The following is a 12831-nucleotide window of genomic DNA, read 5'->3' as shown; positions in this document are numbered from 1 at the left end:
GGCCTATGGCGCCATCAGGCAAGCCAAACGCTGATGCGGCACTGCACCGGTTGGACCGGGCGGCGGTGATTCAGTCGTGGGTGCAGGCGCTGCGCGATGGAGCCAGCGCCGCTCAATTGCGGGCCATGGCCCCGCTGACCGACAGCGAAGCCGCGCAGGCGATGGCGTTGATGCGAAGCGCTGCCCCCGCAGTAGCGCACTCGGGCGGCGCAGCTTCCTCAGAAGTGGCCCCAGGCCAGTTCCGCCCCCGGCTGACTTTGATGACCCTGGGCCGTGGTGATGGCTTGCTGGGCATGCAACCCCAGGGCAAGTTGGGCCCACGCGGCGACAGCGTGACGCTGGCGCAGATCGACTGGACGTACCGCACCGAGAGTGGCGCCACCTGGGCTACGCCTGCTCCCACTTCCGTTCTGGGCGCCCGCCCTGCCCCCGTGCAGGAGCTGTTTGACACCGGCGGCCCCGTGCTGCGCATGCAGCGCAACCTGGCGGCCGAGGCCGACGCCATGGACCGCGTGTGGGACCTGGGCCTGATGCCTGTGGACGCCAGCAAGCTGCAGTGGCGCCACCGCGCCGCCGCCAGCAGCCTGGGCCCGGTGTGGACGCTGGCGCAGGAGGCGCATTTCGGCGACTTCTGGGCCGACGTGGTGCCACAGCTGCGCGCCGAAGGCTGGAGCGTGGTGGTGCGCCCCGGCTTTGCGCACGAAAGCGTGCCCGTGCAGCGCTGGAAGCTGCACATTGCCCCTGACACTGGCGAGCTGCTGGGCAAGGAGGTGGATGGCCCGTTGGCCGCGCGCGAGCGCCCCGTGCAAAAGCTCATGCTGCCCGAGCGCGAAGGCGCCTGGCTGCTGACGCTGGGCATTGAGATCGACGGCGAAATCCTGGATCTGGCCCCGCTACTGGCCGACCTGCTGCGCCGCGATGCGCGCTGGCTCAATGCGCAGCAGATGGCCGCCATCGACAATCTGGCCATCATCCAGCTGCGCGCCCCTGGCGGCAAACGCATCGAGGCACCCGCCGGGCCGCTCAAGGCCATCGTGGGTGCGATGGTGGACTTGCTCACCGACCCCACACGCAAGCAGCGCCAGGAAGGCGACCCACTGCGCCTGGGCGCGTGGGAGGCCCGCCGCATCGAGGCCCTGCGCGCCGGGCTGGTGCAGGCCCACCGTGTGGGCACCGTGAATGGCTGGAGCAACGACTGGCAGCTACAGGGCGACGCCGGCCTGGCACAGCTGGCCCAGCGCCTGCGCCGCATCGGCACGCCCCAGCCGGTAGCAGCGCCGCAAGGGCTGCAAGTGCTGCTGCGCCCCTACCAGCTGGAGGGCCTGGCCTGGCTGCAATACCTGCGCGAGCAAGGCCTGGGCGGCATTCTGGCCGACGACATGGGCCTGGGCAAAACCGCACAGGCCCTGGCCCATGTGCTGGCTGAAAAAGAGGCCGGACGCTTGAAGCGCCCCGCGCTGGTGGTGCTGCCCACCTCGCTGCTCTTCAACTGGCAGGCCGAGGCTGCGCGCATGGCGCCTGGCCTGCGCGTGCTGGCGCTGCACGGCCCCGGCCGCGCCCAGCGTCACCCGCACATTGGCCAGCACGACCTGGTGCTCACCACCTACCCGCTGCTGTGGCGCGATGTAGACGCGCTGGCTGAGCAGCCGTTTCACCTGCTGATCCTGGACGAAGCGCAGATGGTGAAAAACGCCGGTAGCCGCAGCGCCCGCGCCCTGCGCAAGCTGCAGGCACCGCACCTGCTGTGCCTGACGGGCACGCCGCTGGAGAACCACCTGGGCGAGCTGTGGGCGCAGTTCGACTTCTTGATGCCCGGCTTTCTGGGCGATGTGCGCAGCTTCAACGCCCGCTGGCGCAAGCCCATCGAAGAAAACGGCGAAACCCTGCGCGCCCAGTTGCTGTCGCAGCGCGTGCGCCCCTTCATATTGCGACGCCGCAAACAGGATGTGGCCACCGAGCTGCCGCCGCGCACCGAAACCATCCTGCGCGTGCAGCTGCAGGGCAGGCAGCGCGAGCTGTACGAGGCCGTACGCACCACCGCCGACAAGCAGGTGCGCCGCGCACTGGAGCGGCAAGGCTTTGAAGGCTCGCAAATCGCCATCCTCGATGCTCTGCTGAAACTGCGCCAGGTCTGCTGCGATCCTCGCCTCGTCAAAGGAACCACGAAGACCGCCCAGACGATGGAGCGCGCCAAGCTCGAACTGCTGGCCGACCTGCTGCCCGCCCTGGTCGATGAAGGCCGCCGCGTGCTGGTGTTCTCGCAGTTCACCGAAATGCTGGCGCTGGCGGCCGAGCTGCTCGACACCCTGGCCCTGCCCTACCTCACCCTCAACGGCCAGACCCCGCCGCGTGAGCGTGGGGCCGTGGTGAAGCGCTTTCAGACACAGGACGAAACCAGCGCGCCCATTTTGCTGGCCAGCCTCAAAGCAGGCGGTGTGGGGCTGAACCTGACGGCTGCCGACACCGTGATCCACCTCGACCCCTGGTGGAACCCTGCGGTGGAAGAGCAGGCCACCGCCCGCGCCCATCGCATCGGGCAAGAACAGCCTGTGTTCGTCTACAAACTGGTGGTGGAAGGCAGCATCGAGGAACGCATGCTGGAACTGCAGGCGCGCAAGGCCGCGCTGGCGCATGGCGTGCTGGGCCACGATGCCGAGGGCGCGGTGAAGTTCAGCGAGGCCGACCTGCACGCGCTGCTGGCGCCATTGACCGAGCCCGCCAACAACCCGCTGGGCATTCCAGGCGACGATGCACTGCGCTGGGGCGGCACCGGCCAGCGGCGGCCTCGGCCGCTGCAGCCGCCCGAAAATTAGGTTTTTTTCGCCCCCAGCGCTTTACTGACAAGCGCAGCAAGCTATCAATAAGATAGCAAATCTGCAGCGCGGGCGACGGAAACCCTACTGCCGCGATGGCGCGGCCTGAGCGGTACCATGTGCGCCCGCCCCAATGTGGTGCGCCACGGCGGCAAGCGTTCGTCCCTCCCCCAGCCTTCCTGCTCTTCGTTTCAAGTGCACAAAAGAATAAACGCCTGGTTCCACACCAGGGTGTTGAGCAACACCCTTTCCCTATCGAGCAGTGAGCGGTGGAAAGCCAGCCTGGGTGCACTGCTGTGCCTAGCGGCCTGCGGGTTGCTGCTGCGCAGCCTGCCGCTGGACGCGCATTGGCCGCTGGCGCCCGTGGGGGCCAGTGTGGTCATTTTGTTTGTGCAGTTTCACAGCCCGCTGGCCCAGCCGTGGCCGCTGCTGGGCAGCTACCTGATTGCCACCGCCACGGGGCTGGCCTGCTCGCACTGGGTTACCCAGCCCATTTTGGCGGCCGCCCTGGCGGTGGCGCTGACCATCTGGCTCATGGCCTGGCTCAATTGCGTGCACCCGCCGGGGGGCGCGCTGGCGTTGTTGCTGGTGCTCAACGGCCCGTATTCCAACGCCGACATGGTGGCGGTGGCCGAGCTGATTGCCATCAACGCAGGCGCCCTGCTGCTGGTGGCGCTGCTCATCAACCGCATGCTGCTGCGCCGCCGCTACCCGCACAGCAGCACCCCGCCCGGCCCCAGCCACCGCACGCAAGACCGGCCGCCGATTGAGCGCATGGGGCTGAACCACACGGACCTGGAAAGCGCCGTCAAAGCGCTCAACACCTTTGTGGACGTGCAAGAGGATGAGCTGGTCGAGATCTACAACCTGGCGGTGGACCACGCCTTTGGCCGCCATGTGGCGCTGACCTGCGCCGACATCATGTCGCGCGACGTGATCACCGCCCACTTCGACACCGAGCTGGCCCAGGCCTGGAGGCTGCTGCGCCAGCACAAGATCAAATCCCTGCCCGTGGTGGACCGGTTTGAGCGGGTGATCGGCATCGTCACGGTGGCTGACTTTCTGCGCCAGATTGACCAGCAGTCCACCCCCAAAGACCTGGCCACGCGGATTCAGGTGCTGCTCAAGCGCACGCCGGGCCTGTTTGCGCAAAAGCCCGAAGTGGTGGGCCAGATCATGAGCGCCGACGTTTTCACGGCCACGCCGCAGACGCCCTTGTCGGAGCTGATTCGCCAGATCTCGCAACGTGCCCTGCCCCATGTGCCGGTGGTGGATGAACAGCGCAAGGTAGTGGGCATGGTCACGCAGTCGGACCTGCTGGTGGCGCTGTACAAGAGCATTGCACTGGGCCAGGCCAGCCAGGCGGCCAAGCTGTAACCACCCCGGCGTTAGCCCGGGGGCTGTGTGCGCAGCCGGACCCACATCGTGCGCCCCATGCGCACCAAAAGGTGGCCGCCAAAGCCCCCAAACGCCAGGGCCAGCCCCAACTGCAAGGCCAGCAGGCCGGGGCGCAGGCTGCGGTCCACGATCGACTCGGTGGGCTGCGCGGGGTTGACCCACACCGTCACTGGCTCGCCCGTGCGTTCGGCGCCCTGCAGGCGATGGCCCAGCTGCTCTTGAAAGCTGCCGATGTTGTCGGCGCGCGTGGTGAGGGAGGCGCGGCTTCCCGTGTATTCCACCCCGCCCACCTGGTAGCGGTAGCGGATGGCGATGCTGTGGGCGGTGCCCCCTTTGCTGGGCTTGTGGCTTTGCAGCGTGGCCGCCTCCACCTGCGCTGGCACGCTGTGCCAGGCTTGCATGCGCGCCCAGTCATACACCATGGGCGCCGTCATGAAGAGCAGAATGCCCAGGCCCGCCGCGTCAAATGGCACGGCCAGCACAGCCCCAATGAGTAGCCCGATGAGCGTTTGCTTTCGCTCGGCGGCAGAGAGTTGCTGGGTCATGACGCTGACCTGGGAAGACTGCCCCGGCGCTGGCTGCGCCAAATGCGCAGCAGCACCCACCACACGCCCAGGCCGCAGCCCGTGAAGCCGAGCGCTACCACCAGCTCCAGTGCCAGCAAATCCAGGCGCAGGCTGCGGTCTGCCATCGATTCGGTGGGCTGGGCGGGGTTGACCCACACCGGCACCGGTGTGCCTGTGCGCTGCGCGGCTTCCAGCCTTTCGCCCAGTTGTTGGTAATACAGACTGGCGTTGCCATTGCCTATGTGCAGTGATGCCCGCTGCCCGCGGTATTCCTGGCCCGCCGCGGTGTAGCGAAAGCGCACCTCCACCCCGTAGGCTGCCGCGCCCAATTGCCCAGGCTCCCACAGGGTGGCGGCAGATTCAACGATGGCCGGGGTGGCCTGCCACTGCTGGGCGCGGGCCCAGTCCACCAGCGTGGGGGCCACACCGAACAGCAGCAGGCTGAGCCCAAGCACCACAAAGGGCAGCATGAACAGCGCCGCCAGGCCGAGCTTGAGCGGCGAGGAAGCCTCCCCCGCGTGAGAAGGATTTGCGCTGGCGAGAGGCGTAGCGGGTGTGGATGTGCGAGACATGGGGCTGGAGAGAGGATGAATGGCTGTCAGCCCGAACGTACGGGCAGCCCGGTGGCTTGGGCGAGTTGTTGCAGCATCTGCTCTGCCACGGCCTCGCCGCGCAGGCTGTCGGCCACCGTGATGGTCTTGCCGTTTTTCAGCGCCACCCGTATCCGGTACCACACGGTGTGCTGCGAGCCCGATTGCGAGGTGTAGCTTTGCACCAGCTGCAGCCCCTGCAAATCACTGCGGGGCACCTGGTGCCAGGCCAACATGAAGCCCAAGAGGCGCCGCTCGGTGCGCAGGCCCTGGGGGCTGAACTGCACCTTCAGGCTGTTGCCCAGCGCAAAAATGGCCCACACGGTAAAAGCGCCGCCCACGCCCCCAAACACCAGGGGAAACAGCAGCGGTGCCCCCAGGCGGCCCGCCAGCAGGCCAAAGCCGCCAAAGGTCACGCCAAACACCAGCCACACCAGGTTTTTTTGCCAGGTGCGGCCATAGGGCAAATACAGGTCCACCCCACCGGGGGTGGGCTGCAGGCGGGCCACCTCGTCCAGCTGGGCTTTGCGCAACTGGACCGCTGCGGGGTGCTGGGCGGCATCACCCACCAGCCGCGCCGATGCCTCGCTCGTGGCGTACACGGGTACGTCAAAGTGGCGCACAAATGCCAGCGGTGGATCGCTGCGGCTCTCCAGTGTCAGGCGCCAGGCGTGGTGGTCGCCTTGGGTGGGCTCCGATGGGGGCAGGCCTGGGGGCACATCCAGCCGAAAGCTCAGCGCAATGCCATCGGCCTGCGGCCGCACCTGGGCCATGCCCTCGTTTTGCCACAGCACGTTCTCGCGGACCTCGGTGTTGTTGTCGTTGTCAGCGTCGGTAGTGCGGCGGGTGCTGTGGTGCAGACAGGCCAGCGTGGCGGCAAACAGCAGCCCCGGCCGATACGCCACGGGCAGCACCGTGGTGGCGCCAAAGTGCCCACCAATACTGCCCGGAAACGGGTCGAGCTGCAGCGCCACATCGCCAAAGCGGCGCGCATCGCGCGTGGTGCGGATGGCGCCGATGAGCAACCCCACCGCCACCACCAGCATGACGCCGATGATGCAGGCCACCAGCGTCTCGCCCCGTGCCAAAGCCTTGGGAATCTGCACATAGGCCAGGGGCACGGACAGAGCGCTCCAGACCACGGCAAAGCCCCACAGGATGATGACCTCCCAGCGCTTGTGCGACCGAATGCGGTTGTCTGCCCATGCCTTGCGCGTCAGCCAGGGTTGGCCTTGCGGGGCATGCACAGTCCCGTTTTCTGCGGATGAACCCATCACAGACTCCCTCAGGCATCGTTGTTGTTGTGGTTCGCGCGGGCTTCGGCGCGCGGTATGTGCGCGGGTGCGCTGACTTTTGTGGAACCCAGTCTAACGGCCACACCATTTTTCAAGCCAAAATGGCACATGGCGCTTATGGAATAAGCGCCATCAGCTATTAAATCAATAGCATCAAAAACCTGCCAAGCCAGCCGCCGACCCCATGACCACATCCACCCTTTCCCCAGCGCCCCGCTACTGGCTCATGAAGTCCGAGCCCGACGAGTGTTCCATCGACGACGCCCTGGCCGCGCCCAACGCCACTGTGCCCTGGACGGGCGTGCGCAACTACCAGGCGCGCAATTTCATGCGCGACGACATGCAGGTGGGCGACGGCGTGCTGTTCTACCACTCCAGCTGCCCCGAGCCAGGCATTGCCGGCATTGCCCGCGTGGCCAGCGGCACCCGCCCGGACCCCACGCAATTCGACCCCGCCTCCCCCTATTTCGACCCCAAATCGCCCGCCGATGCGCCCCGCTGGCTCCTTCTGGATGTGCAGGCCCTGCGCAAAACGCGCCTCATCAGCCTGGCCGAGTTGCGGGCCCACCCGGCGCTGGCGGGCATGCGGGTGCTGCAAAAAGGCAGCCGCCTGTCCATCACGCCGGTGGAGCCTGAGGAATGGGCCGAGATTACAGAGCGGCTGGCCCGGTAGGGATGTCCTGCATAGCTCCCTGCGGTCCGTGATAGCGCGGCCTCGGGCAGTCCGCTGCGTTGCTTTTCTTGCCAATAGCCCGGCTATTGGCTGCAAAAAGACGCCTTGCAGCCTATCCCGATCCGCACTACCACCGACTCGCGAGGGTTATGCAGGACATCCCGGGGCTGGGCCTGCCGCGTTGGGCTGGGGCAGGTCGGGCATGGCGTACACCAGCACCTTCAGCGCCCTGCCCTCGTCCACATCGGCAAACGCGGCCGGGTTGGCCACGCGTTCCACAAACTGCAGCTCGGGTGCCAGTTCCTGCATCTGGTTTTGCAAAAAGTCCACGCCCAGCTCGGGCGCGTTCAGGCACAGCAGCGCGTGGCCGCCGGGGGCGAGCAAGTCGGGCAGGCGGCGCATGAGGCGGGCGTAGTCTTTGGTGGCCACGAAGCTGCCCTTTTGGTAGCTGGGAGGGTCCACGATGACCAGGCCGTAGGGGCCGCTGCGGGTGATCTTGCCCCAGCTGCTAAAGATGTCGTGCGCCAAAAAGCTGGCGCCGGTGGTGATGCCGTTGAGCTGATGGTTTTGCTGGCCAATGGCCATGGCGCCGTGGCTCATGTCCACATTAACCACCTGTTTGGCCCCGCCCTGCAATGCCACCACCGAAAACGCGCAGGTGTAGGCAAAGAGGTTGAGCACCTTGAGGCCATAGCGGTCTTGCCTGCGGGCCTCGGCATAGCGGCGCACCCAGCGGCGGCCTTCAGCCATGTCCAGAAACAGGCCATGGTTCTGGCCGCGCAGTACATGGGCTTTGAAGCGCGCGCCGTGCTCGGTCACTACGTGCGGGTCAGGCACCTCGCCCTGCATCAGCCGCGTTTCGGTGCGGCCCTGGGTGCGCAGGGCCTCGTTGCGGCACTGGAAGACCCAGTTCAGCGGCTGCCCTGGGGCCAGCACGGCCCAGCGCTCTGCAAGGGCCTGGCCAATGGTGGCCAACTGCGCTTCAGTCTCGTCGGTGGCTGGCAAAAAACTGGTGAGCACGAACACGGGCGGGTAGGCGTCCAGCGTCCACTGCTCGCAGCCGGGGTATCGGCCCCCACGGCCATGAAAGATGCGTTGCGCATCGGTGGGCAGGGGCATGGAGGCGATGGCGCTGAGCAAGGCTTGCATAGAGGAAGCGATATGGAACGGTCATGCCCCCGCCAGGGTGCAGTGCGGGTGCAAGCGAATGGAGGGATCGAGTGGCCGGGGGCAACAACGCCACCCGCGTGGGGAGGCAGGGTTTTATACAAAAATGGCCGCTAGCGCAATGCTAACAAGCGCAGGCAGCTATGTTTTTTGCAGCAAGTGGAAAGTATCTGCGCCTTGCGCCCCACCGTTCCACTGGCAGCAGCGGGTGAATGTGCCGCCCGCCCCAATGCGGCATGCACAGTAGCACCATTCGCTTTTGGCGAATGCACGCTGTGGAAATGGGCAAGGGCGGGGACTGCGGGTTTGCCCCATCATCACGTCCACTCAACGAAGGCAGGTGCCTGACCGCCCGCCTCGCACTTTCTGGATTGCGCCCCCACTGATGCCCTGGAAACACTGGTCCGCCGAACGCCTCGGCATTGCCCTCGCCATTCTGGCGGCGCTGGGTTTTTCCTTCAAAGCCATTTTTGTGAAGCTGGCCTATGCAGTGCCGCAGGCCGTGCCGGTGGATTCGGTCACGCTGCTGGCGCTGCGCATGGTGTTTTCGCTGCCCGCGTTTGCCTGGGTGGGCTGGAAGGCCAGCCGCAACCTGCCCCCGCTCAGCCTGCGCGAATGGGGCTGGGTGACGGCGCTCGGACTGCTGGGCTACTACGGGGCCAGCATTCTGGACTTCATGGGCTTGCAGTACATCACCGCCAGCCTGGAGCGGCTGATTCTGTTCACCTACCCCACCCTCACCATCCTGATCGGCGTGGTCTTTCTGGGCAAAACCGCGTCGCGCCGCGAAATTGGTGCCCTGCTTCTGTCGTACGCGGGCATTGGCCTGGCGTTTGCGCACGACTTGCACATTGCGGGCGAGATGCGGGCCGTGCTGATCGGCGCGGCGTTTGTGCTGGGCTCTTCGGTGTCTTACGCCTTCTACCAGGCGGGCAGCGAGCCCGTGATTCGGCGCCTGGGCGCGGCGCGCTTCACGGCGCTGGCGATGCTGGTGTCTACCGTGGCCACATTGCTGCACTTTGCCGTGAGCCAGCCCCTGCAGGCGCTGGCGCAACCGGCGCCGGTGTATCTGCACGCGGTGGGCATGGCGGTGTTTTCTACCGTGCTGCCGGTGTTCATGACCTCGGCCGCCATTCGGCGCATTGGCGCGGCGCGCACCGCACTCATCGGCACGCTGGGGCCCATGCTCACCATCTTCTTCGGCTACTGGCTGCTGGCCGAGCCCATGTCGGTGTGGCAAATGATGGGGGCGGGGCTGGTGCTGGCGGGGGTGCTGCTCATCAGCCGCCGCAAGGTGTGATTCAAGCAAAAAATGGCTGTATCGCTTACTGGCAAAGCGCCAATAGCTATTGATTTAATAGCAAATTGTGGCGACCTAGCGCTGCAGCAGCTTGCGCCGCTCCAGCCACACCTTGCGCACAAACGGGTCGGCCACGGTGTAGATGCCATGGCCGGGGCGTGCAATCAGGTTGGCGCTGATCATTTTTTCGGCCAGCTTTTGCACCTGCGATGTGGGCACCTTGCCACCCGTGCGGGCCGCGTAGCTGGCCATGGCTTCTTCGGCAAACAGGCCCGACACGCCGGTTTCGCTGCCCTGGGCAATGAAGTCGAACACGGCCTGGCCCAACTCGCCAAATTCTTCGATGGCGCGCAGCTCCACATCGGCCGCGGCCGATGCCAGCGTGGCGCAGATGATAGGGAACGCCTGGTCGGCCGGCGCCTGGGCGCTTTGCAACTGCACCAGGGCCTTGAGCATTTCTTCTGGCCGGTGGCCCAGCGCCTCAAAGCCCGCCCACGCCACGGCAGCGCTGGGCAGCACCACGCCCGGTGCACTGGCAATGCGCTGCAGTTGCCACTGCACAAAATCCTGCCCCAGCGGCTCATACGCTGTGGTCAGCGCGCCGGTGAAGGGTTGTGAATGGCGCGTGGCCATGTCGGTGATGAGCGACTTGTGTGAGCCGGTGCCCAAAAACAGAAAGTGCCCTGGTGTGCCCGGTTGGGCGTTCACCGCGTCCCGCGCGGCCTTCAGGGCGTGCAGCAGGCTGGTACCGTCTTCGGTGCCCAGCGCTTGCTGCACCTCGTCCACGATCAGCACCACATCGACCCTGGCTTTGGCCACCAGTTCAGAGAACGCCTGCGCCAGCGTGGCACCGCCGGGGGTGCCCAGGTGTTCGATCTGGAAGCCCAGGGTCAGGCCCACGGCCCCCAGGTTCAGCCCCTTGAAGCGCTGCAGCAGGCCCGAGCCGGGGGTCTGCATCTGCTGCAGTGTGGCGCGCACGGCGTCCAGCACCAGGGTTGCAGGGCTCTTGCTGCGGTCAGCCCACAGGTCCACATACACCACGAGTGCACCGCGTGCTTCCAGCGCGGGCACCAGGTCCTGCCGCAGGAAGGTGGTTTTGCCCACGCGGCGTATGCCCGACAGCAGCACGCCCGAGCGCACGTTCATGTGCAGTGGCGACGGCTGCAGCAGTTGCTGCGCCATCTGCTCGGCATAGGCAGTGCGGTGAAAAACGTCGGTGGCCATGCTTACCTCTTTTTATCTTCTACAGGTTAATTATCTATTTTGGATAAAAAAGATAAAGCGCCATGCTGCAACCCCTGATCCCCCTACAGGCCCCCGCGCTCACAAAAAAGCCCGCGCTGGGCGGGCTTGAGGCGGTCAAAACGTTGCGGGTCAGACGCGAGGCACAGGGGTGCCTGAATTGACGCACAGCGCCATGTTCAGCGCCTTCACGGCAGTCTTGTAGTCTTCGCGTTCGATCACGAACTGCATGTTCACCTGGCGCAGCGTCTGCGAGACGCAGTTCACGTTGACATGGGCATCGGCCAGCGCCTGCGCTGCCTTGGCCAGCACACCGGGGATGCTGATGTTGGAGCCGATGGCGCACACGATGGCGCTGGGCTTGATGGTCACGACCTGGTAGGTCTCCTCCAGCTCGGCCACCAGTTCCTGGGTGGCTTGGCTGTCCCACACCAAGTGGGCGATGGAGTTGGCGTTGGTGGCCTTGAGGATGTAGCTCACGCCATGCTTGCAGAACACTTCCATCAGTCCGGCATCAAAGCCCACCGTGCCCACCATGCTGGGGTCGTGGATCTCGATCAGCGTGACCTTGTCGGTGCCGGTCACGATCTCGACGCGGGCGCGCTCGCCCACGAAATCTTTGGTGATGAGGGTGCCGGGGTGGTCGGGCTCGAACGTGTTCTTCAGGCGGATCGGAATGCCTGCCAGCTCCATCGGCTTGGCGGCCTTGGGGTGGATGGCCTCCATGCCCACGTCGGCCAGCTGGTCGGCCACGTCGTAGTTGGTGGCGCCCACCACGATGGCGTTTTCCAGACCGACGAGGTTGGGGTCAGCAGAAGACAGGTGGAATTCCTTGTGGATCACGGCCTCGGCGGGGCGCACTTCCACGGCGATCTTGCTGAAGGTGACTTCAGAATAGCCGCGGTCAAACTCGCGCATGATGCCTTCGGTGCCCTTGGTGTAGCCGGTGGCCACCACCACCTTGTCAGAGAGGTCCAGGCCCTTGAAGCTGTGGGCAATGCGCTCGTCAATGGTCCAGGCTTCGTTGTCGTCAAAACCAGCCAGATCCATCAACACGGCGTTGACGCCGTTGGCCTTGAGGATCTCGACCGAGTTGAACGCGCTGTGCGATTCACCAATCGATGCCAGCACTTCGCGCGCTGCCAGCAGCACATCCTTGCGGCTGAGGTAGCCGCTGGCCAGCACATGGTGCATGGCGTTCAGGTATTCGCGGGCCTGGCCAATGCGCTGGTCCACAAAGGCGTCGGCCACATCCAGCGGCAGGCCCAGGTCGGCGTAGCCTGCGTTGAGCTTTTTCAGGCTGGTGGCCAGGTTGGCCAGTGCGTCCTGATAGCCCTTGCCTTCGGCAAACAGGGCGTAAATGCCGCGCTCGCCCGTCTTTTTGTGCTCCAGCAACTGGTTCGTCACGCCCGAGTAGGCAGACACCACGTAAATGCGGCCGTAAATCCGAGAACGGTCGTACAACATGATGTGGCGCAGCACATCGCCAAAGGCGGTCATGGAAGTGCCGCCGATCTTCTCGACAGAGATCTTGGAGTTTTGAACGTCTTGCATGGACAGGCTCGAGAGAGCAAAAGGGTGGAAAGCCGGGGCGAAATTGCTGCCTGCTAGCACGGTGGCAGCAAACCCGGTATTTTCCACCAGTTTTCGCCAGTGCCGTTTTGACCAAAGGCCAATTGCTGACCGCAGTTGGCGCGCTTGCTGCGCCAGCCCCTATCTCTCCAAAACGCAAAAGCCGCACAGTCCGGAAAACCGTGCGGCTTTTTCGCGAGTGATGGCGCTGGATG

The 12831-nt window shown here is 65.6% G+C and carries 10 protein-coding genes; 4 read left to right on the top strand and 6 right to left on the bottom strand.

The annotated features are described in order from the left end of the window. Positions 1–5 precede the first annotated feature (5 nt). Together PQV96_RS08950 and PQV96_RS08945 are read left to right on the top strand one after the other, a co-directional pair. On the top strand, positions 6–2813 hold the full coding sequence (locus tag PQV96_RS08950; protein WP_273625041.1) for a DEAD/DEAH box helicase: 2808 nt from the start codon (positions 6–8) through the stop codon (positions 2811–2813). Between the two features lie 195 nt (positions 2814–3008). Next, positions 3009–4190, top strand: coding sequence for an HPP family protein (locus PQV96_RS08945; RefSeq protein ID WP_273625040.1), 1182 nt, complete (start codon positions 3009–3011; stop codon positions 4188–4190). Positions 4191–4201: 11 nt separating this feature from the next. On the opposite strand, the gene PQV96_RS08940 is transcribed toward PQV96_RS08945, so the two are convergent. Genes PQV96_RS08940 through PQV96_RS08930 form a run of 3 tightly spaced genes read right to left on the bottom strand, consistent with a single transcriptional unit; the run spans position 4202 to position 6641 of the window. Continuing rightward, positions 4202–4756: a DUF3592 domain-containing protein gene (locus PQV96_RS08940; RefSeq protein WP_273625039.1), complete on the bottom strand. Its 555-nt coding sequence runs from the start codon at positions 4754–4756 to the stop codon at positions 4202–4204. Further along, on the bottom strand, positions 4753–5349 hold the full coding sequence (locus PQV96_RS08935; RefSeq protein ID WP_207375162.1) for a DUF3592 domain-containing protein: 597 nt from the start codon (positions 5347–5349) through the stop codon (positions 4753–4755). Before PQV96_RS08935 ends, PQV96_RS08940 begins: the two co-directional genes overlap by 4 nt. A gap of 26 nt (positions 5350–5375) precedes the next feature. After that, on the bottom strand, positions 5376–6641 hold the full coding sequence (locus PQV96_RS08930) for a hypothetical protein (protein ID WP_207375163.1): 1266 nt from the start codon (positions 6639–6641) through the stop codon (positions 5376–5378). Positions 6642–6846: 205 nt separating this feature from the next. Between PQV96_RS08930 and PQV96_RS08925 the strand changes: the two genes are divergently transcribed. Next, complete coding sequence (locus PQV96_RS08925; RefSeq protein ID WP_207375164.1) at positions 6847–7335, top strand: EVE domain-containing protein; 489 nt, start codon at positions 6847–6849, stop codon at positions 7333–7335. 147 nt (positions 7336–7482) lie between these two features. Here the strand turns inward: PQV96_RS08925 and PQV96_RS08920 are convergent, their stop codons facing one another. After that, positions 7483–8484, bottom strand: a complete 1002-nt coding sequence (locus PQV96_RS08920; protein ID WP_273625038.1) for a class I SAM-dependent methyltransferase — start codon at positions 8482–8484, stop codon at positions 7483–7485. 403 nt (positions 8485–8887) lie between these two features. On the opposite strand from PQV96_RS08920, the gene PQV96_RS08915 reads away from it, so the two are divergent. After that, positions 8888–9802 (top strand): DMT family transporter, encoded by a 915-nt coding sequence (locus PQV96_RS08915; RefSeq protein ID WP_066783791.1) that lies wholly within the window; start codon positions 8888–8890, stop codon positions 9800–9802. A gap of 75 nt (positions 9803–9877) precedes the next feature. On the opposite strand, the gene PQV96_RS08910 is transcribed toward PQV96_RS08915, so the two are convergent. Together PQV96_RS08910 and PQV96_RS08905 are read right to left on the bottom strand one after the other, a co-directional pair. Further along, positions 9878–11026 carry an ATP-binding protein gene (locus PQV96_RS08910; RefSeq protein ID WP_273625037.1) on the bottom strand — a complete coding sequence of 383 codons (1149 nt, stop codon included), beginning with the start codon at positions 11024–11026 and terminating at the stop codon, positions 9878–9880. A gap of 150 nt (positions 11027–11176) precedes the next feature. After that, a complete protein-coding gene (locus tag PQV96_RS08905) occupies positions 11177–12598 on the bottom strand; it encodes an aspartate kinase (RefSeq protein ID WP_066783797.1) in 1422 nt (473 codons plus the stop codon). Between the last annotated feature and the right edge of the window lie 233 nt (positions 12599–12831).

Source organism: Acidovorax temperans (assembly GCF_028596105.1).
In the GTDB taxonomy this organism is placed as follows: domain Bacteria; phylum Pseudomonadota; class Gammaproteobacteria; order Burkholderiales; family Burkholderiaceae_C; genus Acidovorax; species Acidovorax temperans.
The sequence above is the reverse complement of the archived record's forward strand: the minus strand, read 5'-3'. Positions and strand labels throughout refer to the sequence as shown.

Coding starts and splice junctions, on each gene's coding strand:
- PQV96_RS08925 (WP_207375164.1), top strand. CDS start 6,847: ATGACCACATCCACCCTTTCCCCAGCGCCCCGCTACTGGCTCATGAAG.
- PQV96_RS08935 (WP_207375162.1), bottom strand. CDS start 5,349: ATGTCTCGCACATCCACACCCGCTACGCCTCTCGCCAGCGCAAATCCT.
- PQV96_RS08905 (WP_066783797.1), bottom strand. CDS start 12,598: ATGCAAGACGTTCAAAACTCCAAGATCTCTGTCGAGAAGATCGGCGGC.
- PQV96_RS08940 (WP_273625039.1), bottom strand. CDS start 4,756: ATGACCCAGCAACTCTCTGCCGCCGAGCGAAAGCAAACGCTCATCGGG.
- PQV96_RS08930 (WP_207375163.1), bottom strand. CDS start 6,641: ATGGGTTCATCCGCAGAAAACGGGACTGTGCATGCCCCGCAAGGCCAA.
- PQV96_RS08920 (WP_273625038.1), bottom strand. CDS start 8,484: ATGCAAGCCTTGCTCAGCGCCATCGCCTCCATGCCCCTGCCCACCGAT.
- PQV96_RS08950 (WP_273625041.1), top strand. CDS start 6: ATGGCGCCATCAGGCAAGCCAAACGCTGATGCGGCACTGCACCGGTTG.
- PQV96_RS08910 (WP_273625037.1), bottom strand. CDS start 11,026: ATGGCCACCGACGTTTTTCACCGCACTGCCTATGCCGAGCAGATGGCG.
- PQV96_RS08915 (WP_066783791.1), top strand. CDS start 8,888: ATGCCCTGGAAACACTGGTCCGCCGAACGCCTCGGCATTGCCCTCGCC.